The sequence below is a fragment of the Undibacterium sp. Ji50W genome, from assembly GCF_049340445.1.
Taxonomy (GTDB): Bacteria; Pseudomonadota; Gammaproteobacteria; order Burkholderiales; family Burkholderiaceae_D; genus Undibacterium.
The window spans coordinates 507,042-533,008 of record NZ_JBMPOX010000001.1 but is presented as its reverse complement, the minus strand read 5'-3'; the positions used below and the strand labels follow the sequence as shown (position 1 = coordinate 533,008).

At 49.7% G+C, this 25,967-nt stretch carries 15 protein-coding genes; 11 read left to right on the top strand and 4 right to left on the bottom strand.

The window, feature by feature from the left end; all coding sequences use genetic code 11:
• Position 1 precedes the first annotated feature (1 nt).
• The 6 genes from ACO0K9_RS02490 (at position 2) to ACO0K9_RS02465 (ending at position 15,374) form a co-directional block, all read left to right on the top strand.
• On the top strand, positions 2 to 7,210 hold the full coding sequence (locus ACO0K9_RS02490; protein ID WP_422981416.1) for a contractile injection system tape measure protein: 7,209 nt from the start codon (positions 2 to 4) through the stop codon (positions 7,208 to 7,210).
• Positions 7,194 to 7,316, top strand: coding sequence for a hypothetical protein (locus ACO0K9_RS02485; protein ID WP_422982506.1), 123 nt, complete (start codon positions 7,194 to 7,196; stop codon positions 7,314 to 7,316). The genes ACO0K9_RS02490 and ACO0K9_RS02485 overlap by 17 nt, the downstream gene beginning before the upstream one ends.
• Positions 7,303 to 8,583, top strand: coding sequence for an ATP-binding protein (locus tag ACO0K9_RS02480; protein ID WP_422982504.1), 1,281 nt, complete (start codon positions 7,303 to 7,305; stop codon positions 8,581 to 8,583). Before ACO0K9_RS02485 ends, ACO0K9_RS02480 begins: the two co-directional genes overlap by 14 nt.
• Positions 8,580 to 11,948, top strand: coding sequence for a hypothetical protein (locus ACO0K9_RS02475; RefSeq protein ID WP_422981414.1), 3,369 nt, complete (start codon positions 8,580 to 8,582; stop codon positions 11,946 to 11,948). The genes ACO0K9_RS02480 and ACO0K9_RS02475 overlap by 4 nt, the downstream gene beginning before the upstream one ends.
• A 463-nt stretch (positions 11,949 to 12,411) precedes the next feature.
• A complete protein-coding gene (locus ACO0K9_RS02470) occupies positions 12,412 to 13,110 on the top strand; it encodes a FadR/GntR family transcriptional regulator (RefSeq protein WP_422981412.1) in 699 nt (232 codons plus the stop codon).
• Between the two features lie 308 nt (positions 13,111 to 13,418).
• On the top strand, positions 13,419 to 15,374 hold the full coding sequence (locus tag ACO0K9_RS02465) for a sulfatase-like hydrolase/transferase (RefSeq protein WP_422981410.1): 1,956 nt from the start codon (positions 13,419 to 13,421) through the stop codon (positions 15,372 to 15,374).
• Positions 15,375 to 15,445: 71 nt separating this feature from the next.
• On the opposite strand, the gene ACO0K9_RS02460 is transcribed toward ACO0K9_RS02465, so the two are convergent.
• Positions 15,446 to 16,429, bottom strand: coding sequence for an alpha/beta fold hydrolase (locus ACO0K9_RS02460; RefSeq protein ID WP_422981408.1), 984 nt, complete (start codon positions 16,427 to 16,429; stop codon positions 15,446 to 15,448).
• A gap of 180 nt (positions 16,430 to 16,609) precedes the next feature.
• On the opposite strand from ACO0K9_RS02460, the gene ACO0K9_RS02455 reads away from it, so the two are divergent.
• The 3 genes from ACO0K9_RS02455 (at position 16,610) to ACO0K9_RS02445 (ending at position 20,037) form a co-directional block, all read left to right on the top strand.
• The gene (locus tag ACO0K9_RS02455) at positions 16,610 to 17,311 is read left to right on the top strand and encodes a FadR/GntR family transcriptional regulator (RefSeq protein ID WP_422981406.1); all 702 of its coding nucleotides are present in this window, start codon (positions 16,610 to 16,612) and stop codon (positions 17,309 to 17,311) included.
• A gap of 66 nt (positions 17,312 to 17,377) precedes the next feature.
• Positions 17,378 to 18,787: a glycoside hydrolase family 88/105 protein gene (locus ACO0K9_RS02450; protein ID WP_422981404.1), complete on the top strand. Its 1,410-nt coding sequence runs from the start codon at positions 17,378 to 17,380 to the stop codon at positions 18,785 to 18,787.
• 32 nt (positions 18,788 to 18,819) lie between these two features.
• On the top strand, positions 18,820 to 20,037 hold the full coding sequence (locus tag ACO0K9_RS02445) for a DUF4861 family protein (protein ID WP_422981402.1): 1,218 nt from the start codon (positions 18,820 to 18,822) through the stop codon (positions 20,035 to 20,037).
• 261 nt (positions 20,038 to 20,298) lie between these two features.
• On the opposite strand, the gene ACO0K9_RS02440 is transcribed toward ACO0K9_RS02445, so the two are convergent.
• On the bottom strand, positions 20,299 to 22,167 hold the full coding sequence (locus ACO0K9_RS02440; RefSeq protein ID WP_422981400.1) for a DUF4214 domain-containing protein: 1,869 nt from the start codon (positions 22,165 to 22,167) through the stop codon (positions 20,299 to 20,301).
• A 68-nt stretch (positions 22,168 to 22,235) separates the two neighbouring features.
• On the opposite strand from ACO0K9_RS02440, the gene ACO0K9_RS02435 reads away from it, so the two are divergent.
• Together ACO0K9_RS02435 and ACO0K9_RS02430 are read left to right on the top strand one after the other, a co-directional pair.
• Positions 22,236 to 22,700, top strand: a complete 465-nt coding sequence (locus tag ACO0K9_RS02435; protein ID WP_422981398.1) for an integrase core domain-containing protein — start codon at positions 22,236 to 22,238, stop codon at positions 22,698 to 22,700.
• 336 nt (positions 22,701 to 23,036) lie between these two features.
• Positions 23,037 to 23,588 carry a type II secretion system protein gene (locus ACO0K9_RS02430; protein ID WP_422981396.1) on the top strand — a complete coding sequence of 184 codons (552 nt, stop codon included), beginning with the start codon at positions 23,037 to 23,039 and terminating at the stop codon, positions 23,586 to 23,588.
• 163 nt (positions 23,589 to 23,751) lie between these two features.
• On the opposite strand, the gene ACO0K9_RS02425 is transcribed toward ACO0K9_RS02430, so the two are convergent.
• Both ACO0K9_RS02425 and ACO0K9_RS02420 read right to left on the bottom strand, forming a co-directional pair.
• Positions 23,752 to 24,570 (bottom strand): pectate lyase, encoded by an 819-nt coding sequence (locus ACO0K9_RS02425; protein WP_422981394.1) that lies wholly within the window; start codon positions 24,568 to 24,570, stop codon positions 23,752 to 23,754.
• Positions 24,571 to 24,695: 125 nt separating this feature from the next.
• The gene (locus ACO0K9_RS02420) at positions 24,696 to 25,757 is read right to left on the bottom strand and encodes a pectate lyase family protein (protein ID WP_422981392.1); all 1,062 of its coding nucleotides are present in this window, start codon (positions 25,755 to 25,757) and stop codon (positions 24,696 to 24,698) included.
• Positions 25,758 to 25,967: the final 210 nt, after the last annotated feature.

The following is a 25,967-nucleotide window of genomic DNA, read 5'->3' as shown; positions in this document are numbered from 1 at the left end:
CATGAAACCAATCCATGCTATCGATGATCTGATATTTGATTTTTCATTTGCACAAGGGCAAATGGAAGAAACTGCCCTGTCCGACTGGATCAGCACCAGCATACCTGCATTGATAGATGAGGTGATGACACAGTCCGATACGGGAACAGGTATCTATCGCATAGAAAAGCTGGAAATTGATCTTGGCGAAATGACCGAACAAGAATTGCCTATAGAATTGCCGCGACGATTGTATGCCCAATTGAGTTCTGCGTTAAACATGCCACGCGAACACGCGACCGAACCCGTCATTGTCGAAGAAGTGGCTGCCGACGACAAACAATACCTGGAAGATTTTTTACGCACAGGGCGGTTGGCATGGGTGGTATCCAGCCATCCTCGCGAAGCACACACACAGCTATTGGAACGGGTACTCAAAAGTAGCAATGCCGCCATCGCTATGCGGCAGATCGTCACCAATCAGCAAATGCGCCTGCGTTTGTCGCTGCAATTTGATGAAAAACAGTTATTCAAGGTACTTGATAAACTGCTCAGCCACTGGCCAGCCTATCTGTCGCATCAAGTGCAACAATGGGCACACTTGGAATTGGCATCGCACAGTACGTCTGCGACAGCCGCCCAGATTTATTGGCAATGGTTATTGTCGGTAGCCACAGGGCAGACACAAGAAATGCCTGCTGTGTTGCATGCATGGTCTTTGCACAGCCACAAGACAAGCGATGCGCTGCTGCTTAAGTATCAGCAGTATGTTGAGAAAAATATTCCTCAGCCGGGACCTGATCCCATATCGCTGCCCGAATTATTTGGCAAGGACCTTATTGCACAAATCCGGGTCGGGCATAGCTCACCTGACAAGCAAGCAGAAATGCAGGGGCTTCAAAAAGAAGTGGTAAAAACAGCCCCTGACGCAGTTGAAGACGTAGTTGATAACGCAGTTGATGACATGCATGCGCTGGCCCAATTTAGCAACACATCTGCCATACCACCGGAGTCTGGTAAAACACAGACACGCCAGGAAAATAAAAAGACAGTAAATCAGTCTGACGACCATTTCACGCAAAAGAAACTGGAGAAACCAACTACTTCGCCTGGTGCACCACTTGCTGCCGTCGACATCGATGGTCTTTATCAAGCCCTGTGTGCAGGCGACTGGCCAATAATCAAACCTCGCTGGCAGCAATTGATCAGGAAGCACACTGACTTGCTGCGTCGCGCCCATGAACAGGGGTGGGCATATTGGCTGAAAAATTTCCCGGCAGCGCAATTACGTATCGTCAACCAAATTCTTCAGCCACGGGCAAGCTGGCTATTGGAAAGAATACTCAATCATTCCCAAGCTATACGTAGCGGTCAGGTAAAGCTGTGGCTTGAACAAAGCCAGCCTATCCTGCTGGCGGCTACACCGTCCACCCTGCAACCAGAGGAGTTATTAAGACTGTTGCCGCAATTGCGTGATATTGCAGCCAGCATAGACGAATTACACATCTACCTGCCGCAAGACATGGATGAAAAAAATACGTCGACCACTAAAGATAGCCATGACTTGCTCGCACAGGAAGATGCAGATACCTACATTGACGTGCCGCAAACGACTGACGAAATGCTCACCAGCAGCAACAAAAAAACACATGCCAGGAAAGTCGTAAAAAACCCAGTACCTGCGCCTGCAGCAACAGGAAAGCCAACAAAAGTCATATCGGCATCAACGAAGTCAAAAACGCAGACATCCAAGCTGCCCACGTCAAGCACTGAAACAACGGCAAACAATGCCTCCGTTACCCTGACGCAGTTGTATAAAGCACTGGAAAATGCCAATCTACGAGAACTAGCCCCCCATTGGGAAAAGCTTTTGCATCAGCACAGTGACCTCATCCGCCAGGCCCAGACAGGATCATGGCCGGTATGGCTATCAACGCTGCCACCGCAGAAACTGCATGATCTTAGTCTCGTGCTACAGGCGAGCGCCACCTGTGATCTTGAAGAATTGATAGGCAATCTGCCTTTAGCTATTCGCCAATCCATATTGGCATCGGCTCTGCCATTATTACTACAGGCTACACCTGACTCACTCAACATTGCAGACTTGCTCAGACAAGTTCCACCACTGCGGGATATTGAACAAGGCCGCAAAGCCAAGCATGCAGAAACCGGGACCGACTATCATGTTTCAATGGCGGCAGTAACAAGCAATACCGAAACAAGTGCTGATGCAAACACTGACATAAGCACTAGTGCACCCATGAAAATGCACGCCAATGTCAACCCCGCTGTAAATGTCAATGCCAATATAAATACCAATGTCGACATAAACACCGCAATAGATATGGCGACACTTGATATCACCGCCACCGGTGACAATCAGGATTCGCCGATCATTGGATTGTCCGCACCGAGCAAACAACTGCTAGAGGCACTGTCGACAACTGACATCACTGCGATCATGCACACCTGGACATCTTCCGGTATAGAAAAGGCAGACAGTTTGCTACAGGTATGGCCGATGATTCGTCAGCAGCAACGACACGAAATACTGCAATCGCTTGAATTTTCTGTATTGATGGAATGGGTGCAGATTCTCCAACCACAAACCAGCCAACTGACTGCCGAGCTACAGCAACAGGCCACGCGCCTGGCACAAGTCGCGCAAGTATTGCATGCACATAAAAATAGCTTGTTGCGAGATGTAACGGCGAATACTGCGGCGAATACTGCGGCGAATACTGCGGCGAATACTGCGATGGATAGAAAAACTGGCCACACTGCCCTGCCTGAAACCGAATCCGCAAAACAATATGCAGAACAACTCCAGCGCAAAGCATTGGCATACCTGCTGCAAACGAATGCCGAATCGCTTGTCCCCGAAGATATTATCCAGGCAATGCTGGCTGACCAGGACCATGCTGGTGACCTGGTACATATCTGGAAAAAACTACCGGATATGGAATTACATGCAAAGCAGCTATACCAGGCTTTGCAAAACTGGCACGCGTCGCACCCATCCCTTGCAACACAAGCACCAGATACACGCTCGACCACCGCACCTGACTTGCAGGCACCAGATACAAGTTCGACTACGGCACCTGACTTGCCGGCGTATAGCAACAAACCTGCGCCCGCAGATATCAGGGCACTAGGCACCAACCTGGACTTTTCCAATTTCCGCCTGTGGGCCAAAGGTCAATTGTCCCTATGGGAACTTGAGCTCACCAACCAGCAATTGCAGCAATGGCTGAGATGGTGGTTCACCAGCAATGAACAGCAAGGCCAGGACCATCACCTGCTTTTCCGGCAATCGATTATTTCTTATTGCGAACAGGCAGAATACCCTGCTCTGTTCCTGAAACTGGTGTTAACACAGTTGCAGCAAGACAAAGAAATTGATCTCGATCATTTGCTGCAAGAATCGGTACAACTGGCTTCGCAAGAAGCAATCGCCGTCCAGGGTGATTTGACACAAGTGGAGGTCAATCCAGTTCAAGCCGAAACTCAACTGGCGATCTCTGCACAAACACGGGATGTGATAGCCAATGCTGTTGCTGACCTTGATTTTGAAACTGAACCAGAAGTTGAATTTGAAACCAATGCCAAAACCGAACATGCATCCACCCGTTTGCATCCCGCGACCAATCCACTGCTTTCGTCCGACTTGGGTAAAAAACTATTTCTATGGCTTACCAGGGATCGTCATGACCTTGATGCAGGAAAAGATACACTTGCTCAACACTCGGAATTTACTATCCTGCTGGGCCAATTAAAGCAAGACAACAGCATACTAATGCTATGCAATAGCACGCAAATACATCAGTTGCTGCTGGATTATTTGAATCTGGAATATGGTCATCAAACCAGGCAGCACTTCTTGCAATCCATAGAACGCTATGCATTACAGTCAGCAGACTTGCATGCCTATTTAAGAATGGTATTGCAAGACTTGCTTGAGCAAAAAACCGTGGACCTGGAGCAGATACTGGCTGCCAGCCAGGACACTGTCATTCAATTGAAAGCGCAAGCCATCGACGCGTATTTCGTGAGTGATTCTGCAAACGATTTTTCAAATGATTTTTCAAATGATTTTGAAAATAAAAATAGCCATACGTATCCGACGCCGGTTGCGCACGTAGCAGGCAGGCAAGAACTCCTGTCTGACCTGCCAGGTACTGAGGACATTCAAAACAGCCAGCGTAGTTCTGACGCACCGACGGTTCCATCTATGCAGGACATCTTTGCCCAGGCACAGGCATGGCATACACCTGCGTTGCATTTCTGGCTTTCGCAATTGTTGACCAGCACCCCTTCACTGCGAGCTGCACAGGCCTGGCTGGCGGCACTGGGAATGCATGTCAAACAAATGGCACAGTCAGCGAGCGCAGCCTTATTGCCATATCTGCTTTTGCAGACACTGATGCACAGGCAAGCTGGCGAACAACAGCAACAGGCCTTCAGGCAGGCTATTTTGCAGTATTTTCCTTATGACGAAGACAGTCAGCAACACATTGCTGCATGGTTGGCCAATGATGCAGAAGCATTGCTATTACAGCAGAAGATTGACTTTTGTTTGGCCCAAGCAGATGCCGAAGTCATTGGCCTTTCTGGCCAGGATGATGAAACAGGTACATCTGCATCAGCAGATCAATTCAGAAACCAAACAGACCGAATAGACCAAACAGATCGAATAAACCAAACAGACCAAACAAGCAGAACAAGGCAGCCCGGCACAGACACCCGCAAAGGGACTGAAAGCCGCGTCGGCGACGTGAACAATACCGTCGGCGAGCATAATGACGAAGCGCATGTCTTGTACGAAGCCTTTATACCCGGCGTGACTGCACGACGCCCATCGCAACAAGCAGACGTGCCGCCAGACAGATCCGTGCAGCAGCTCATGCCTAATCTGCCGCACCGCATTGCCCAAGCCATGCTGCAAGCCAATATGGATAGCCTGGCACCTGTGTGGGAACACCTGATGACGGCAGATAGAGATTTGCTCGCACAGGGCCTGCGTCGCTATATGGTACGTCCGGAAGAACAACGACGTCTGCTGGCACAGACCAGTCATGACAAGCTCAGAGACTTGATACGAGTACTTCAACCCCAGGCTGGCAACATGCTCGACACCATCTGGGCAAACTGGGATATTTGTCAGCAAGCCGGCAAGCTATCAGTCAGCGCGTCAGCATTGAAAGAGAAAGTACTGGCAAGCAGCCTGTCCTTCCTGCTGACATCGGTATCGGATGTATTTAATGCAGAAAGTTTGTTGAAAAGGATACTTCCTGTCTTCGTACAGGATACCAATACTAATGCAGCCATGCTGCAACTTGCGCAAGCCTGGTTTGCACACTTTAGTTCAAACCGGCCAGAGCCGCTATTCGCTGCACTTAATACCATGGTGTATGGACGCAGTTATTTGCAGGTATTGCAACAACGCATATTGCCCGTTATAGATTTCCAGCAAACCGGACTGCCGGATCATGAAGAAGAACATCGTCAGGATATGGCAGCATCTCCTGAAATGGAAACCCATGATACCGGCACTGGCGCAGACCGTGAATTGATTATCACGACACTGGCGAATGAATTCCCGCAACTGCTGCAGGAATTTTTGCAAGAACTTGAACATGCCAATCTTGAAGACGCACAATTTGTGCCGGAAGAATGGCAGCAGATGATATATGCACTGTTGAATCAGTTCCCGCACAAGATACAGGCCAGTTTCTGGAAACAATGGGAAGAGAAATTTTTACCGACTGAAATACGAAGCGCCGTATCTGGTACGGCAACACCAGGCCTTGGATTGCTGCACCCTGATCAGAGCTCTGTTTGGAAAGCCATACCAGAAACAGCCTACAAAACAAGCCTGCAAGATTTATTATTTAAGTCAAAACAAGTTGCTGATTATGTCAGAGCCAATCCGGCATCACTGGCAGGCCAGGAAGAAAATTCTTACACTATAAGTGAGCCGGGCCAGCCATACATAGAGGCAGAGGCAGAGGCAGCGGCAGAGAAAAAATCTGCTTCAAATACTGCATCTGTCACTGCATCTGTCACTGCATCTGCCGCCATGCAGAATGCAGGCCAGTTTATAAAGAACCAGCAACTATCGGACGTGGAAAGGCTGGCCTTTATCCTGCAACGCAATGCCGAACCAGATGCGGAACAAAGAACGATTTTTGTCTTGCTGATGCAAAGACTATTGGCAGGCAAGGCTGGTACGAGCAAAGCGATAGCCAGTGATGTCATGCTCAGCGCGCTAAACAGGCCGCAAGGCCTGCGCCGCCTGTTGGACATATTGCCACCGCCTGCCTTGAAAAACCTGCTGGAAAAGCTGTTGCCGGCGTTCTCGCCGACTTTGCCAACACTATTCACTCAACTGGAACAAGCCCTGGAGATAGCAGTCCCACCAACGGAAAGTTTTGTCTGGCGCATAGTCTATGAAAATATCTTTGTCAGTCATATCACCCAACCTGGTACTGCATTTACCCAGGCCATGGTGCGTGGACTAGCTTCCCACTATCAGGCAGCAGATATTGCCGACTGGTTGCGTAAAACCGAAGATGCAGCGCTGCTGACACATGCTGACGTGACGGGCCCATCTGCAAGAACAGAAGATGTAGTTAGACAGAATACCGCCCCTGTCAACACACCTGCAGCCAATGCCAGTAAAACCAGACACCAACCCGACGACATACCAGATCGTGCGGATATCCACGTAGACAATATCCAGATCCACAATGGTGGATTGATCTTGCTGGCACCGTATATACCACGCCTGTTCGATATTCTGGAATTGACCAAAGATGGCAATTTTATAGATGAACAAAGTGCACAACGGTCCGTGCATCTGCTTCAGTTCATCGTCACAGGTGAGCTGGAGACACCAGAATATCAACTGGTACTGAATAAATTATTGTGTGGCATTAAGGGTGGTATACCAATATGCAGAGGCATCACCCTGCTTGATCGTGAGCAGGAAGTGATAGAGCAAATGCTGGGAGGCGTGATTGCCAACTGGGGAGCACTGGGTGGCTCTTCCATCACAGCCTTGCGGGAAACTTTTTTACAAAGACAGGCGCATTTGTACCGGCAAGACGACGCCTGGCACATGACGGTGCTACCAGGTACGTTTGACATGTTACTGGATAAATTGCCCTGGAGCTTTGCCTTGACCAGGTTCCCCTGGATGGAAGCACCGATACATACAACCTGGCGCTGATAGCCCAATTTGCGGAAATGACAGACAGACATATGAACAACAATGCAGCATGCCTGGAGCGAGAGATAGCCTGGTTTACCCAGGTTTGCGATATGCGCTTCCGTAGCTATTTCAGCGACGGCGATGAAACACGTGCTTTGCAAGAATTATGTCCCACACCAGATTTGCAAGCGGATGATGGTCCTTATGCAGAACTGGTCTTGCAATATCAAATGGGCTTTGAGGAAAGACTTATTTTTCTTTTGGCTTTCTTGCCTCATTGCCGCCCTCAGGCCCTGGATATTTTCATGCTGCAAAACGCGCAAACCGGGCGTGCCTACAGTGAAATTGGTGGCTGGCGTGGAAAAATTCACGGCGGTTTTTTACCGACCTGTGAAACCGCAGCCTTTATTCTGGCCGGCAATGATCTGGAGCAGCGCTTTATCGTCGCACGCCTGTTCCAGGAAGACCATTTCTTCCTGCAGCAGGGTATCTTGCGGCTGGAACACGGTGCCAACGGTGAACCGTTTTTTGGTTCTTCCTTCATGTTGGGAAATGAATATCTGCAAAGACTGAGCAGCGGTGAAGTTCACAAACCAGATTTCAGCGCCAATTTCCCGGCCAAGCTGATGCACACCAAGTTGTCCTGGAGTGACCTGGTGTTAAACCCCGAAGTGATGGAAGAAGTAGAAAACATCGTGACCTGGTTAAGGCATCCACAGTTGATCCTGCAACGCTGGGGCTTGGAAAAAACCGTCAAACCAGGTTACCGCAGTCTGTTTTATGGCCCACCCGGTACCGGCAAGACCCTGACAGCCTGCCTGATCGGTGCGGCGGTGGGGGCAGACGTGTATCGCATAGACCTGTCCATGATCGTTTCAAAGTATATAGGTGAAACCGAAAAAAACCTGGCCAGTGTATTTGACCAGGCGCAAAACAAGAAATGGATATTGTTTTTTGATGAAGCAGATGCGCTTTTTGGCAAACGTACACAAACCAGCAGCTCCAACGACCGTCACGCCAATCAAGAGATTTCCTATCTATTGCAAAGGGTGGAAGATTTTCCAGGCGTGGTACTGCTGGCGACCAATTTGAAAGCGAATATAGACCAGGCTTTTGCACGCCGTTTTCAAAGTGAAGTCTACTTCGCCATGCCTGACCCCACCCAGCGCGAACGTCTCTGGCGGGGATTGTTTTCACAGGCTGATAGCCTGGGCCCGGATGTTGATTTCAAACGGCTGGCCGAAAAATATGAATTGTCTGGCGGTGCCCTGCTCAACGTGGCGCGTTACGCGGCCATACGTGCGGTGAGAATGGAACGCGAAACCATCGTACAAGACGATCTGATTGCCGGTATTGGAAAAGAATTAATGAAGGATGGAAAAACATTATGATTACCATCATGAAGCGAAACTCGCATCGCGCCAGTTTATTGCCGTTAAGTTGCCTGCTGATTGCTTGCGGCATTATTTTCGATAGCCAGGCCTGGGCTGCTGACCCAGCGCCATCGAGTGCAGCCGCAATTACCGTCAATGCCAGCGCAGCCAGTACCAGCAATAGCTTGGGTATGACCCCGGCTCCCGCCCCGCGCCCGGCACCTGCCACTGCGGCAACTCCTGCTGTGGCTCCCCTGGCTTCTGCAACTTCTGCAGCTTCTCCGGCTCCCATCCCTGCTTATGCACCGGCTAGCGTCAGCATGCCAGGCTATGCAGAAAAGACCCGGATGATTGCCGCTAAAAAGTCAGCGAAACCCATATACACACCGGCTGTCATTCCACCGGTGGTCGCTGCCGCATCTGCATCCGCATCTACTTCAGCTACTGCTGCTGCATCAGCGCCCGCCAGCACCTCATCCGTCATTGTGGCGGCACCGGCATCGATGACCGCCCCACCGCCAGTGCCACTGGCTACTTCATCATCAAAGCCGGCAAAGACACCGGTACTGACATCGATTACCTCGCCGGTTTTTGGGGATTATGACCGTATCTGGCGCATCTCCAATTTCAGGAACCTGAGCCATGACGTAGTGCTGCAAATGCAGCAACAAATGGGATTGGTGTATTACCCGCTGGCGGACTGGAAGCATGACTACGCCTTACCCAAGCAGCCACTCAACGACGGCATACTGGGGCCGATTACAGCGGCCTGGCTACAACGCATGTGCTTCAATTTTAAAATCCCCCTGGATGAAAGCCTGGGAACCCGTCTGCCGCCAGCAGTCACGCGGCTCGCTGAATTTGCCAAGAAATATCCGACTGAAACAGGCATCCTGATCAGTCCGGATTTTGAAAGCTGGGATAATCTCGAACCCGAACCACAACGCGGGCAAGATTTTCAGGTCAGGCGACAAGGCAGTGATGCCGAGTTGCTGGCATTGGTAAAGCGCTATCTATCCAGGAAGAAAACAAAAACTAAAACAAGCAGCAGCACCTACGACGTGCGCGAACCTCTGACTGTATACATCTATTCCCTGACTGCAGATGATCTCGGCATACTGGGGGGCAAGGATCAGGTCATTCTTGCGTTAACAGCGTTGAAAGACAAAGAGTTTGATTCAGTAGAAGCCCTGAAAGCTGCCGTCAACCAGGCACTGGGCAACCGTGCACAGTTATATCAGCATCTGTGGCCGTTGATAGAAAAACAGATAGTCGATGTCACTGGTTACCAGGTCAATGCCAGCAAACTCGCTGCGTTGAAAACCCAGAATGTCGATGACGCTATCCTGAAGGCCTTGGCCAAGCTCAATGACAATTACTTCCTGGACAAATCAGAGTTAGAATTGAATGTAAATGACGTCCTGAAAGATTTTCCACCAGAAGATATAGCAGCGGCATTTTCCAAACTGAGCAAACAAGCCGAAGTGCTCGATGGTGTGCAATTGAATGCACAATCTTTGGTCAATTTGACAAATGATCTAAAAGGCGACATTTACAATGCCAGCGTACCCACTGGTATCGTGAAAATGCTGAAGGAAATTCAAGACGTCCAGTATCCTGATGTCAATCTGTTTAATAGCGCAGCACGCGCAAAAATCCTGTACTCCATCGGAGCCTGCAAAAAGAATCTACCGCAAGACAATCAATATGTCGTCAGCATCCGCATCAGTGATGATGAACTGGCCTTGCTCAAAGACAATTTGAGCAAACTTGAAATCAGTCTCATTAAAGGTAGTGCACAACTGGATCTGACGACCACATTTGACATGCTGACCAAACTCCGTGCGCGTCAGAACACTTGCACAATGGAAGAGTACAAAAGCACCATCGATGCCGTCGCAAAAATCTTTGACAGCTATCTGGCAAACGTCGTTGACTCAACAGCCAGGAAAAACTATCCCAATTCCGGCTTGCCGATTAAATGGAATGGCGGCAAATGCGGTTGCGCACTGGATCACGTAACAGGCGTGGTCTATGGCTTTTACCCCTTCTGGATAAATCAGGGTAAAGAACAGACAATGAATTTCAGCATGCTGAGCCGCATTGCTTACCATGCTCTCAGCATGGATAATCTGGGTGAACTCAAACAAAGTAATGATATTGCCAAAAGTGGGCAATTCACCATTGACGATGGTTCAGCCGCACCGAATGAATTCATTCAAACCGCCCGCAATTACAATTCCAAGGTTGACTGGGTTGTACAAAAAAGTGACTGGGATGAATGGAGCAAATATCCGGCCGAAAGCAAACAAGCGATTTTCCGCAGGCTGGCAAACAATATTATCAACCTCTTGCATACGCCTTTAACGGATAAATTTTCCAAGGCTATGCCATACCTGAGCCTGGGTTTCAGCAGAACGCCGAAACGCGGCGATGGCGTCACCATCTATTTCCAGGATTATCCAAGAGATGCTGAATCCGCCCGGTTATTCAACGAATTTTATGGGTATCTCAGACATAGCATGTCGGGTGACAGGGTTGCTATCAATATTCTCTTGTCCAGACCAGAACTTGCTAATCCGGACAGTGCTTTTAGCATGGCAAATTTAATCAGATTGCGCAAAGTGGAAAGAGAAATACATGGCAACAAGGAAGAATACAATCTGGACCTGAAAACCTACTTCCTGATTTTGCTGGATGAACCCAGTACCGATGCCAAGAAACTGCTGCGGCATGATATCGATGTGGAAAGCAGCATCAGCGGTGCAGAACGGGTAGAATTTTTGCAAGGCGTCGTACCTGTCGTGCAATTCGACAACCGCAACTGGCAGCAGTTGGAGGCTGATATCGCCTATATGAATTACAATTTTGGCGGTATGGGTTTCTGGCCACTGCCGGTCGCCAATCTGGCCAAGCCAGCTCCGACCAAACCGCAATCCTGTATGGATTCGCAGCAAGTCTTGATCTGCCTGCTGGACAATTTTAAAATGCCGGGTACAGAAAGCCATCTGCCCTCACTGATTGCTCGTGAAGTCTGCGAATACCGCTGGACACTCATCATCTTGATGAACTGCTGGCTGATTGCAATTGCGGTACTGGCTTTCCTGTATTTTAAATACTGCAATATACAAAACTTCATCCGCCGGTATTTCTTGTGGATGATGATTTTCGTGCTGCTACCTCCATTGATCATCTTCACTCTGTTGCTATTCTACGATCCGGCCTGGACCGGCTTATCACAAGGTAATCTGCCGTTCATCATTGCTCTGGCGGTGATTGTCCTCGGCACTATTGGCGGTTACCTGTATATCCAGTCTCAACGTGAATTGCCGCAGCGAGAGAGAATCAATCAGCAAAAGAAAAAGCCGCGAGAAACCTCATAGAACCCAGACGCGGTAAAGGGTAGATTGCAATCTACCCTTTACCGGTCGAAAAAATGGATGAGACTATCATTCCCACAAGACATCCGCAAGCTTCAGGGATATAGTTACGCGGCCAGCTATGATTACGACGACAACTGATCGACTTGCTGGCATCAGCGACAGCAGTCAGGCAAAGCGATAGCCAGATTATTTTATGTAAGGCCGTGGGCATAGGCATGGAAGATGTTGCCCTGGCAGAATTTGTATACAGACAGATCAGAAAGAAAGTGAGAGCTCGTGCCTAAGAACAGGCCAAATTGGTGCAAATTTCCGTTTCTCACAGATTACTATCAAATCTGACATGTTCAGTAACACCTATTGAAAAAATTTTTACCTATCCTAACTTGCCACAACGGACAGATCAAACTAAGATTGGGAGTTGGCGGTTTCGCCTGCTTTATATTGCATTAATCGAATTCTCTCAATGAAAAAAAATCCTGCTCCTCAAGAAGCGACTATTACCGAACCACGTCTATACAGGGTCGTATCAAGCCGGATTCAAGAACTTATCCGTGAAGAAAACATAGGCGCAGGAGAACGGCTGCCACCAGAACGTGAGCTGGCCAACAAACTGAGCGTCAGCCGCACCTCCCTGAGAGAAGCCCTGATCGCACTGGAGTTGGGTGGCATCGTCGAAGTCAGGGGCGGTTCCGGCGTTTACGTCTGTGAACAGACCAGTCAGGAAGTCCCCGCAGAGCCGGTCGGGCCAGGTCCATTTGAAGTCTTGTCTGCACGCCGTCTGATCGAATCAGAAATTGCAGCGATCGCCGCCAAAATGGCTACGGATTCGGCAATCGACGCCATCTTGCGGACCGTCATCGAGATGGAAAACAACCACGACAATCGCAATAGCAATGAAATGGCTGATCGCAATTTCCACCTGGCTATTGCGCGTGCTACCGGCAATAGCGCCTTGGTAGGCGTGGTGGAATACCTGTGGAATCAGCGTGGTACCTTGTGGCACAAGCTCAAAGAGCATTTCCAGACCGAAGAATTGCGCCAGCAAACCTTGATAGACCACCGCAATATCCTGGAAGCCATCGCCTCGCACAATGCAGTTGCAGCACGACAAGCCATGCGCGCCCATCTTGACCGGGTCACGCGTACCTTCTCACGCGGTTAAGCTTAAGTAAAACTCCAACACCGCCACCCTGACTACATTGCCAGGGTGCTTCCCCTGCTTATCTCTTCTTGCCTCGCCCACACACGCGGTTTATGCAAGGTGACATTCTCGTTTCTTACCAGCTTCTACAAAAAATGCTGGCGCGCGGCTATTTAACCTTTGCTTTTTTAGCAAGCGCAGCTATTATTATCAATAAGATAATTTAAGCGCAATGAGCGCTTCAGCATCAATCCATCATTTGCCCTCCCCTTCAAAGACAAATGCTCTTGGAATCAATAGCGCAATCCTGTAACCAGCGAAAGGTCATCATGAGCACAGACACACCACCAAGCAGACCGAATATCCTCTTCATCATGGTCGATCAGATGCGTTATCCGCCGCACTACCCGGCAGATCCGCTAGACCCGCTATACCAGATTTTGCGCTTTGAAGAAGGTGACCTGGAAGGCAATCCTTATGCCGAACTGTTTCCTGGCTTCGTCAAGTTGCGTGAAAACGGCGTGTCACTGCAAAACCATAGCTGTTCCAGCGTTGCTTGCGTACCTAGTCGTGCAACTATCATGACCGGGCAATACAGTGCGCATAGTGGCGTGACCCAGACCGAAGGCATGTTCAAGGTTGATACCGATCCGGCCTTCCCCTGGTTGCCGCAAGACGGTGTACCGACCATGGGAGACTGGTTCCGCGTAGCGGGTTATGAGACACACTATTTTGGCCGCTGGGATTTATCCAACCCGCCTACCGGCAGTCTTGAAAACTGGGGATTTAGCGACTGGGAATATTCGATCCCGTCTGACCAGCGTTTTGGCACACCCAATCTGGGTGTATATCGCGACACGAGTTACACCGACCTGGTCAACACTTTCCTGCGTCGCAAAGCCCTGGGCGTGGAAGCGAATATCATTAACAGCAACAATCCCACCAATGCCAGCTTCAAGTTGCGGCCATGGCTGGCAGTGGCTTCCTTCGTTAATCCACATGATATTGGTGCTTATCCTTTCCCTTGGCAGCCAGAAGTAGAATCAGCAACCACACCACCCACATTGGGTGAAATCATTGCGCCTTACGGTGCCCCTGTAAAGGGCACAATGAGCCTGCCACCAACCTATGGCAAGGCGCCCAATCAATTCAAGGCTACCTATTGTGTACCGCTGAACCCAGGCGGCTTCAAGCTGGGTGAAGTCAAACTGCCTGCCAGTTGGCGCGGTGACTTGTCCAGCAAACCAGATTGCCAGTACGATTATTCCTACAAATTCCAACTGGCGCTGACCACCTTGCGCGGCCAGCATGCCGTCATTCCTTCGCCCTATCCCTTCAAGATGCAAAGCAATGCCGAAGACTGGTATCGCAACTACCTGGCGTTTTATTTGTATCTGCAATACCTGGTGAATATCGAAGTCAGCAGCATACTTGAGCGCCTGTATGAATCCGGTCTCGATCAAAACACCATCGTCGTCTTTACCTCTGACCATGGCGAGTTGGCCGGTGCCCACGGCGGTCAGATAGAAAAATGGTATGGTGCCTATCAGGAAAGCATACATATCCCCGCCATCATTTCTTCGCCATTGGTAAATGGCGACAAAACCATGCGCACCGTGCAATGCCACACCACCCATGTCGACTGGGTGCCGACTTTGCTGGGCCTGGCAGGGTTTGACAAGAACGATAGACAGGCCCTGGCCAAATTCATCCAGGGCCATGATGTCAAGCCCCTGGCCGGCGAAGACCTGGCCCCCGTCATACGCGGCACAGTACACGACACAGAACGCAAAGGCGTGCTGTTTGTGTCCGACGACAACATCACCGCACCGCTGGACACCAATTACCTGCCCGATAAATACCAATGGTATGTGGATATCACAGAACGCCTGACCGGCCCCGACGGCCGGCCGACAGAAAAACGGCCACTGACAGCACCCGGCCCGGTAGTGCAGCCCAACCACGTGCAATCATATTTTGAGAACCCCTGGAAACTGGTACGTTACTGGGAGCCGAAAAATCACACCAACACCCAGTGGGAACTGTACAACCTTGACGTCGATGCCAATGAAAATCACAACCTGCTGCATTGGGACACAGCCACTGGTGCACCAGTACTGCGTGTCAAGGTGCTTACGGAACTGGGTTTGACGGTGCTACAAACCGAACACGCCCTGCACCACCTGCGCCAGGAACTCAATCACGCATTGCTCCATGCCGGCTATACGCCGCAAAATATGCAGGACATGGGCATCGTCGCGGATGGACAGGCTCCTACAACGTAAGCACAAACAGCGTTCATACTCCTCTCCCTCCAAGGGAGAGGCAGGGTAAGGGATAGGTGCAATTGAATATCTCATTGCGACAAGGCAAATTCCCGCCCCAAAAACTCGCTCATTGCATCCACTGTCGGTCCCAGCCAAGGATCAAACAACCAGAAACTATGCGGTGTATCCGGTATCAGCACTACCCGCGTCGGAATACCGAGCGCAGTCATCTGTTGCACCATCTCATCTCGCCCAAGGCTGAAACGTTTCTGTGCGCTGCCTATGAACAGGATAGGAGGCGTATTCTTGCCAACATGGCTTAGCGGAGACGCTTCTTTCCATAACGCCGTTTTCTCGGCATAGGTGCCGCCAAACCAGGCACCGGCTGATGATGGCTTTTTGGCAGGATCATCTTCATAACGACGTGCCTGCTCTGACGTAAAGTCAGACAAGCCGTCAATATTGATGATCGCCTGCACGGCACTGGATATCTGGCTGCCTTGTGCCTGTGGATCAAACTGTGGCATGTCATTGGTAACACCCACCAGTGCAGCAATTTGCCCGCCTGCCGAACCGCCGGCAACGGCCATATGCGCAGGATCGATATGGTAGTCGGCTGCATGGGAACGCATCCAGCGTATTGCTGCTTTTACATCATGTATCGCGGCGGGGTATGGTGCCTCTGCCGACAAGCGGTAACTGATGGCCGCCGCGACGTAGCCGCGCCCGGCCAGACGGATTGCCATGGCCGCCAGATTTTCCCTGGAGCCGGAACGCCAGCCACCGCCATGCACCAGCACGATACCGGGCAGAGCCTTCGACGATGCCTGGGCCGACATGAACAAATCCAGTTGCACCTCTCTGTCGCCATAGCTGACATAGGGAATATCCTTGATCACCTTGACAGATGCAGGTGCTGCCTGGCTGGCGATGTGTATAAAAGGATAAGTTACAATCAGCTTTTGATAGGTGGATGCAGCCGTATAGGCATTCTCGGCAGATGCAGGCTTGCCCGTGGTCGTACACGCCATCAGCAGCATAGCGGCACAAAACATGACCAGAATTGATTTCAAGCTCCACTCCTTCAATTGTCACCTCTTTACGGGCGTGGCATGCCCCCACTGGCCGCACTACGATCAGGAATTATCCCATAATCAAATTATAATTGGCTAGTCCACATTGCATTATTGGACAGGCCAATTTAGAATGGTCTGGCCAATTAAAAATACAATATCCAGGTATCTCATCAAAGAATGAAGAAAACACTTGTACATGGAGACACCACCATCACACATGAGCCCAGACTCTATCGTATCGTGGCGCACAAGATAGAAGAATTTATCCGGGATGAAAACATCCCGGCTGGCGAGCGCCTGCCTTCAGAGCGTGATTTGGCGCCCAAATTGAAAGTCAGCCGCTCTTCCCTGCGCGAAGCACTGATAGCGCTGGAACTAAGTGGCGTGATCGAGGTGCGTAGCGGTTCTGGTGTGTATGTCAAAACCCCGGACAGTCAAGCCCCCCCAACGCGTGAATTCGGACCTGGTCCGTTTGAAGTGCTGGCGGCAAGGCGACTGATCGAATCCGAAGTCGCCGCCATCGCTGCGCGCAAGGCAAGCGATCAGGCCATCGATGCCATTTTTGACGCCGTACTTGAAATGGAGAGAAATCACGATAATCTTTCCAGCAATGAACAGGCCGACCGAAATTTTCATATGGCGATAGCACGCGCCACCGGTGACAGTGCCTTGCTCGGTACTGTTGAGTATTTATGGTCACAACGTAACGGCCTCTGGCACAGATTGAAAAGCCACTACCACACCGAAGAATTACGCCAGGAAACCCTGACAGACCATAGAAATATCGCCAATGCCATCGCCTGCCATGACCCGGCTGCTGCACTGAAAGCCATGCGCGATCACCTGGAACGCGTTACCCGTACATTCTCCAGGGGATAGACACCTACATAAACCCAATAAAAAAACAAAAAAATCGCTCAACAACCTTACTCATGTTCAATCCATATGAAAATTAATTCCATTCTTATTCATGCTGTCATCACCTCCCTGGTCTTGTCAGGTACAGCCTATGCTGAAGGCCCCTACCGTAACAGGGACAATAAAGATTTAAAAGATGTGGGTGAAGGGACTTATCCAGTGCCTTACCAAAAACCGGATGTGGCTGAAATTACCGAAGCCTTGCATCGTGTGCGCGCCTATATGGAATCAGTCACGCCTACCCGTGTGATACAAAAAAGTAACGGCGCAGAAGTGACAGACTTCAGCAAGCCTCCCGTTGCCGATGCCATTATTGAGCCTGCCAAGGGCGATTTTGGTATCCTGGTGTATGAAATGGGCGTGGTGCATGCCGGCTTGATCAAGGCAGCTGAAGTCACTGGCGACAAGACATTTACTGCAATGACCGAACGCCATTTGCAGTTTTTCTCGAAAACCATGCCTTACTTTGAGGCACAAGAAAAAAAGTTCCACCTGGAACGCGCGAACAGCTTTGCCCGCTTCCTCGACCCACGCTCGCTGGATGACAGCGGGTCCATGTGTGCGGCACTGATCAGGGCGCGTTTTGCCCATATCGGGCCAGACCTCAGCAATATGATCAAGGTGTGCAGCAATTTCGTTTCCAAGCAGCAGTACCGGCTGGATGATGGCACCCTGGCCAGAAAACGCCCACAAGCGGCTTCCTTGTGGTCTGATGACATGTACATGGGTGTTATGCCATTGGCTGAAATTGGGCACTTGACCAAAGACAGCGCCTATTTTGATGACTCTGTCAAAAATGTCTTGCAAATGTCTGCCTATATGTTTAACAAGCAAGCCGGCATCTACACCCACGGCTGGAATGCCAACAACCCCGATGCACCGCGTTTTTACTGGGCACGTGCCAATGGCTGGGCAGTGCTGACCATGTCTGACCTGCTGGATGTGCTGCCTAAAGATCACCCTGGTTATCCCAAGGTGCTGGCGCAATTGCGGGCCACCCTGAATGGCGTTGCAGAATTGCAATCTGGCCAGGGCCTGTGGCATCAGATGCTGGACCGCAATGACTCCTATCTTGAAACCTCTGCCAGCGCCATATTCGTGTATGTATTTGCCCACGCCATCAATCAGGGCTGGGTCAGCCCGGCCACCTATGGCTCCATCGCCCAGGCTGGCTGGAATGCACTATCCACCCGCATCAATGCCAAAGGCCAGGTCGAAGGTACTTGCGTAGGCACGACCTTCGCCAGCGATCAAGTCTATTACTATAACCGCCCTACCAGTGTGGATGCCCTGCATGGTTACGGCCCGATGTTGCTGGCTGGCGCTGAAATGATCAAATTGTTGAAAAATCCGTCTATTGAAATTCAGCACAAGGTGCGCACGTACCACTATCTGCCTGCTGGCAACAGCAAGACGGATTATCGTGAACATCCATAATCTTGCATAAACACACCATGGAATCCCTATCTATGAAACAGACTCTGCGTCTTCTTGCCATTCCACTTGCCCTGCTTGCTGCAGGCCTGGCCAGCGCTGCCGACAAACTGACGATACAAGTCAGCCACGACCTGAATGCAGCGCGCCCGTCAGAAACCATTACCCTGCCCTGGTCAGAAGTCAACAAAGCCTTGCCCGGTGCGCTGATACAGCGGATAGCGGTCAAAGATGCCAAGGGTAAAGTACTGGCACATCAGGTCACCAATATCGCCCCCTTGTCGAAAGACCCCAAAGGAGAAGGCATCGCTTATGGCGAACTGATCTTCCAATATGACTTTGCCCCCGGTGAAAAACAGGCAGTGTTCAGCGTAGAAAAAATCGACACCCTGGTGCCGGTATTTGAATCCAAAGCGTATGGACGCTATATCCCCGAAAGGCTGGATGACTTCGCCTGGGAAAATGACAAAATCGGTCACCGTACCTATGGACCGGCGCTGGAAGCACCTGCCCCTCCAGGCAGCAATAAAGAAGTCTTACGTAGCAGCGGGCTGGACATCTGGTTCAAGCGCGTGCCGTATTCCATCGTCGATCGCTGGTACAACAAAGGCCATGACCATTACCACAAGGATGAAGGTGAAGGCTTGGACATGTACAACGTCGGCAGATCACGCGGCTGCGGTGGAACCGGTATCTGGGATGGTCAGACCCTGTACACCAGCGCCAACTACGCCACCTGGAAAGTCATCGCCAATGGCCCGGTACGCACGGTATTTGAGCTGGCCTACAGCAACTGGGATGCGGCGGGTGTCAAGGTATCCGAAGTCAAGCGCTTCACCGTCGATGCCGGTCATTATTTCGACCAGATAGAAAGCACCTTCACGTTCGCCGGGCCAGCGCAGTTGAAAGTCGCATTGGGTTTGAACAAGACACCGACCGACAAAGGCCAGAATCCTGTCATCAAGCTGGCTAAAAACCAGTCGAATCCATCACTGACGCAATGGGTAGATCAGGCCAGCAACGGCTCTATCGGTACTGCCATCATATTGCCAAATGCTGAAGGCTATGCCGAAGACAACCTGAACCACCTCATCCTGGCGACAGTTTCATCCGACAAACCATTACGCTACTATGTAGGCGCTGCCTGGGACAAAGCCAGCCCTTACAATAGCGATGAAAAATGGCAAGCCTATGTCAAAGAAACGGCCGAAAGAATGCAACACCCTATCAAGGTAACGCTTGGCAAGCCTTGATAAATTTTAATCAGACGAACAACATTTATTGTTCGCGCTGATTAAAAAGTGTTCAGTTTGGTGTTCGATTGAACCAAAACTTCCGCCGTCTGTCTGCATAAAATACGGCTCAGGCGGAATAAGTTGGTTTAACTGAACCCCGAACAGGGCACCCAGATATTATCTGGCGGTTTCTTTGAAGGAGGCCGCCAGATTGACTAAAGTGACCTAATTTCTAACAATGACCCTCAAGCGAAAAATTAATTACACCCTCGCTTATGCTCACATTAAATCACTAGCAAATAGCATACCCGCGCCAACCAGTTTGACTATTAAGTCATTCCCCGTTACCGCAGTTGAATTGTTTATGTGCTCATAAAGATAAGTACCTGCAGCTGTACCAGAAGCGACGTTCACAATGAACGCTTTGTTGTCGTTACTCGTCAATGTACCTGCACTGGACTGAATATTGTTAGCAAGACTGGCTAAGTCAGAAGAGACTATATTCATCTTGTTCAAAGAACTCGCAGGAGCTCTCCAATGTATTTGGTCTAAAGGGGATGCTTTGAAGTTCGTTATTGTAACTAGAGCGGATGTAATTGCTCCAAGCTGCGCACTCCCATTGCTATTCAAGAAAATACTGGTCGACCCGTTTCCACTTGCAGTTAGGTTAATGTTCGTTAAGTATGCCCCATCAAAACTAATCATTGCGTTATCCGACGCGCCGTTGTACGTGATCTTGCCAGTACCTGTAACAGTTACAAAATTATCCACGCCATTGATAGCATTGATGGTTGTATTGTGGTTCGCATTTGTTTTAATGTTCGTACCCCCAGTTCCCCCTGCTGTAAATGTCACTGCTCCAATGCCAATACTCTCTTCAAAATATGAAACTAAATGGGAACCTGTCGTAACAACATTCAAATCACCTTTCAAACCACCATCGGCTAATTGCACTGTTTGCAGTCCTGCACCCATTACCGTGAAGTTACCATTACCTGCCAAGGTATAAAAATGAAAATCAGCACCTGGGTTGTTGGCATCGATTGTAGTTGGGAGTGAACTTGTAATAGTAAGATGACTGGTAATAATTCGATTATTAGGCGTATCGATTACCTTTAAAGAACCGCCTGTGCCATTGGCTGTAATTTCTCCGAAACCATTCGTTGTGAATGCGCCAGTTGAACCACCCGAAACGGTGTAGTTTGCTGTGCCCCCCAAGGTGATATCTGAATCCAATGCCTGATGTATCGCCACGTTTTGCGGAGTATTAACAATCAACGTCGCTGCTGCGGCAGCCTGATTGATTATCAAATCGGCACCAGGGCTCAATGTCAGTACTTCACCTGTGTTGGAAGACAGGTTTATAGTTCTCACACCTTTCAATGCCGCTGCAGACAAAGCAGAATGCCCCGCATCAATCAAAGAGATACTTGCTCCACCAATTGCGTTCGTGCCGTTGACAATAAGACCCGAAGTGTTGGCGTTCGAGGTAGTGACGTTAAGACTACCCGAAGTTATCGCTACCTGGTTAACCGATTGATTCGGTCCGCCAACGACGACGACGTCACTCCCTGAGGTGTTGTAGAGATTAGCTGTCTGCGTGCCAGTCCCCAAAGTGACGGTATCGCCACCAGTAAGTTTATAGCTATTCGTGGTTGTGGCTAAAACTCCAATCGCTGCTGCACCGGTTGACGCATCCACAACACCTGCCAACCATGCTTTAGCAGCTGAGAAAGACCCATTTGATGAGTTGTATGCTGCCTGTGCTGTGGTCGTCATAGAAGTTGTAAATGCGGTCGCAGCAACATTTTTTGCTTGTATTGTTGTTTGGTCGGCACCTGTTGCGCCCCCAAGAATAGCAATCGCCGCGGCACCAATACCGACCGCGCCACTATCAATCTGGCCGACCCAGTAGGCCAGGCCCGCAGAATCTGCGTTATGGTTAAACAGATTTGCATAAAGGGCGTTGACGGTTTGTTTGGTCGTAAAACCGGTAAAGGCACTCGCGTACTCTACTTGCTGAGAAAAACTTTGGGCAATCTGCACAAGAGGCATTGAGGAAGTTTGCCAGTAAGCCAAACCTGCAACGTCTGCAGGACGGTTGAAATAAGCGATGTAGAGATTTTGGATATCGTTAGCTGTTGTCATGTAGGACGCTGTTAAAGAATAATAATAATGAAAGAATCAGTGTTTCGCAGTAAAAATTTCAGGCCGGCATGAAGGAATTGGGAATACACCAGGAATTCAGCAAGCCAGGCAAGCCATGGCAGAAAGGCAGGATTGAACGCTTCTTTTTAACGTTGAAGCAAAAGCTGAATATGACCATACCTGTCAATGGCTTGATGCTGGATAATTTGCTGAGAGATTTTACGACTTGGTATAACGTAATCAGGCCGCATCATACCAGTATTTGCATTGCCGTACGCTTGCTGAGGTGTGGCATGGTGTTAGTCCTTATACTTGTGCACCAAAATCAGTTCAGCACTTTGGGAGCCTGTTACCGCCGCTTGTGCTCAAGCGCAATACAGCTACAAATATTGCTGCGAATGCCGCCACGAATGCAGTTAAGAACAACAGAACAAATAAGTCTAGCAATGAATTGTCCGCATCCAATAAAAGTAAATCAATCGCGCACTTACGCTTACTCGCCAACTCCCCCTGCAAGCGTGATGCAGCGATGAATGTAAAACAGATTTGCGAAATGAAACCGCAAGTCTGCCAGTCTCATAATGACATTACGCCAGGGAGGTTTTGCCTGGAACTTATAGCGCAAGTTCAGCATATTTAACGTCCTGTGACCTCGTTGAACATTACATCATTCTTGTTTTATCCGGGAACACGGGGGAAAATTCGAGTAAACACAACAAAAACAACAACAATTGGTCCTACCAATATTTTTTTGGTCGGACAATTAATTTGCAATTGGGCAGACCGGATATAATTTAAATTTCACATCAGCCATCGCTTCTGCAAGTGCTCAAAGCGACTATTCGACCCTATTCGTGTATGGCAATATCATGAAAATCATCCCTCGCCATCACATGCTGCCGTGTACGCTCCGGCAATCCGGCTTTACCTATGTGGGGGCAATGATAGTGGTCGCCATCATCGGTGTCGCCACGGTTGCAACGGCGACGGTTGCTGACACGGTCAGACGGCGGACTGCGGAAGAAGAATTGCTGACCGTGGGCCAGCAATACATCAAAGCCATACTCGAATACGAATTGAATACACCAGCAGGTAACGCCAATCGTGCCCCGTCACGCCTGGAAGATTTATTGCGCGATCCCAGGCAGGCAGGCGTAAAACGCTACATCAGGCAGCTTTATCCTGATCCCATTACCGGCAAACTGGATTGGCAACTGGTGGCGGCACCTGGTGGCGGCATTATGGGGATCAAAAGCAGCTCATGTGCGACCAGCATCAAACGCAGTTTTACCCATGGTGATTTTACTTATCTTGATGGACAAAAACGCTATTGCGACTGGATTTTTGCGTATGTTATGGCATGCGGTGCAAATTGCAAGGATGGCGAAAAACCGCAGCGTGAAAGCAGTGAAAGCAATTAAAAATTACACCCGCCAGTGCAGCATTCCATGTCGCAACGAAGCTGTACCACCGACAAAAAGACGCCATCATTACTTGACAGCGTCTTTTTTCATTCCTTAGTCACTGAATCTCACGAACAAAATCTCACTAAGCAAATCTTACCAAGCGAATCCTGCCGATCGATCACTTGGAGACTTTGCAGGAACGGGCTACGTTAGCTGCATTGGTATCGTCTTTAGGCTCATTCCCGGAAACAGTGCCTACACTGCCACTACAAACAGGCGTGATATTGGAGTTCAGATCCTTGATCGTAGCAACATCAAAGGCATCCTTCAGGCCCGGCAGTTTGCTGCTGTTAAAGCTGCTATTGACAAGAACAGGATGATTGACATTGAAGACCGTCACATTGCTGATATCAGCAAAACGTGCGCTTTGCTTTGACGCGCTACAATTACCGCAAGAGCGATACAGCTTGCCACCTTCTTCAGCATAAAAATTGGTGATGACAATTTTCCCGCCCTTACCATTATTCTGGAAAATTTTGTCCGCAGCTTTGTAGGCGGCACCGCCGGTAACCGTCATTGTGCCAGGGCCTTTCAGCGTGGCCGCGTCTTCACCGACATCACCCCAATATACATTTTCTATCCTGCAATTGCCACTGCAATGCACACCATCCGCACCACCTGCCTTCAGGTCCCGACCTGATCCAAAATCAGGGTCACCCAATACAACATTTTTCAGCGTCGCACCCTCTTCCAGGATGAAATGCGGGATTTGATTTTCACTTTGATCGCCAGCCATACTTTTGCCAGTACCTACCAGGCAAACCATCTTGCCGAATTTGACCAGGCCATCAAACACTGTGTTGGCAGGCACTGTCGTAGAGGATGAAACAGACTGCTTGGTACAGGCAGGTATCGCCCTTTTTCCTGGTGCAGCATAGGCATTGACAGCAAACGCGAATCCCAGGACCGCAAGGAGTAAACCATGTGATTTTTTCATTTGTATCTCTTTTCAAATTAGGTAGTCAAAAGCGCGACCCGGGCATTGTGAGTATTGTGCGTACTGTGAATACTGCCAATCAATCAGCGGCCCGAATCGGCTATGTCAACATTGTTGAATGAGGCTTATTGAGCCAGATTGGTACGCGCACCAGCCGTAGCAATTGCCTTGGCTTTCACGCCGGCCGCTGCTGCAGCGCTATAAGAATAACCGGTGGCCCCATATGCCTTGGTCGTCGTCCAGTCTGTCGCATTGACGTAAGGCTTGGAAGTACTGTCAGGTACAGTCCAGGTAATGCCACTGCCAACAAAATTGTTTTTCAACTCCCAATAGCCGATCGCACTACTGTCGCGAGAGGTGACAGGATTGGCGACATTTTCAAAATAATTGGACTCGACCAACACCTGGGCACCCATACGCGGATTGATGCCAGAGGTATGGACATTGCCGAAGTAATTATTGAACAGATGTGCCTTGCCGTAACGCAGCAAAGGCAGACGCGATTTGACGTTTTCGAAGCGGTTGTTGTGATAGGTGGTGCGTGAACCGGCATTCAGCGTATCGCTATCGCTGTAACCATTCAGTGCCACTTTTTGATAGTCATATATGTAGTTGTAAGAGACAGTGATATTGTTTGCCCCTTTTTTCATGTCAATGCCACCATCAAAGGAAGCATCACCAGCGCCCGAACACATCGTCAGCGAAGCGAAGATCGTGTTGTGATCAATCCAGACATTGCTGGGTTTGCCGGTAGAATTGCCTTCTATCGAAATGGAATCTGCAGCTTCACCACCTTGCAGCAGGCCTATGGTCATGTTTTGTATGATGACATTATGCGCATCACCGACAACGTGAATACCAAAATTGGCACTTGAATCGCCTGTGCCCTTAATCGTGACATCACTTTTGTTTTTAATCTCGACTATTTGCGCTGGCTTTTGCCATTGCGCGCACACGTCGGTGATGGTGGCATAGTTGAATTTACCTGTGTAGCTCAACACCAGGCCACCACTGCCAGAATACTTGTCAATCTCGGCCTGCATCGCAGCCATGGTAGCAACAACTATCGGTGTTTTGTTACCACCACCCGTGGTCGCCGCACCGTAACCAACCGGTCCGGCAATTGCATGTGCACCAGCGGCAATACTTGCTGCCAGCACTGTCAGCTTCAGAAAATTTACCTTCATTTTTATGTCTCCGTTTATATTGATGGATGATTTGCCCATGCTCTGGGCAAGCGATCATCTGTCGCGCGATAGGTAGATAATCGCTCTCGCTGCTCGTTCGGCAACGTTATTTCCCTGCATGGGAGAGACCAGACATGCCGCTTCAATTTCCTCACAAAACCCGACCTGAACATCGCTTGACACTACTTTCTGGCGGGATATTTAAAGATT